At 64.8% G+C, this 877-nt stretch carries 1 protein-coding gene; it reads right to left on the bottom strand.

Translation table 11 applies throughout. From position 1 onward, the window contains the following. Nucleotides 1-484 precede the first annotated feature (484 nt). The coding region (locus L286_RS25190; RefSeq protein ID WP_021222894.1) for a hypothetical protein at nt 485-877 on the bottom strand (393 nt) is incomplete at its 5' end.

Raw genomic sequence — 877 nt, 5'->3', positions numbered from 1 at the left:
CCTAACCCCTCCCGCCTACGGGAGGGGGAATGACGGCCAAAAACGCCGCGCAAATGAGAGGGGCCGCTGGAGTAAAAGCCTCCAGCGGCCCGTCATTGACATGGTCAGCGGCCGGAAGTGCCGCCCATGGGAAACGTTGATCGCGCTATTTTCCAGATGCGGCGCTTCGCCCGCGAGAACGCGGCCGACAGTCGCCCCTATGCTGGAAAACCGACGCTATGGCGTCGCTCAGCGGCGCGTTCCCCGAATGGACTTGACCGACCCCATTGCTGAACCATGAGACATCGGATCACCTCCTTTCGCTAGTTGAAGCCCCTATAGCCGTTCCCGGATACTGGTCCTTCGCCGTCTATGAAATGATATGTGAATCAGACGAGCCGCCACTTCAAGGCTTGTAAAATTCTTTTTTCGAATCATACTTCTGCGTCCGCCTTTCGCAGGCGATTTGCGGCGGAATTTGTCCGAATTGCCTGAAATCAACGGCTTAGCCGCGGCAGTCCTCGACGACGCGGCCGACCTCCGCCCAGCTTGGCAGCACCAGCATCTCCAACCCCTGCACCTCGACCGCGAAACGGCCCCGGCTGTAGGCGATCTGGTCGAGCGTCGCGTCGCTGGCGGCGCGGGTCGCCTCTGTCGCCGCGATGGTTCCGGGGGCGGCGCCGGCGGGCCAGTTGACCGCGCCGTAGCTGGTCCGCACCGTCATGGCCGCCTGCGCCGCGCCGGGCCGCAAAAGGGTGATGCGGCGCGTCGGCCGGTCACAGCGGATGATGAGCAGGCTGCTTTGCCCATCCGCGCCGAACAGGGCGGCCGATCCGGCGCCATCGACCTGATAGCGCCAGTCGCCCGCGGTCGTCGCCCGGTCCTGCCAGTCGGCCGG

Source organism: Sphingobium sp. HDIP04, assembly GCF_000445085.1.
Taxonomy (GTDB): Bacteria; Pseudomonadota; Alphaproteobacteria; order Sphingomonadales; family Sphingomonadaceae; genus Sphingobium; species Sphingobium indicum.
Note: the sequence above shows the minus strand (reverse complement) of the source record. Positions and strands in the feature narration are given on the sequence as shown.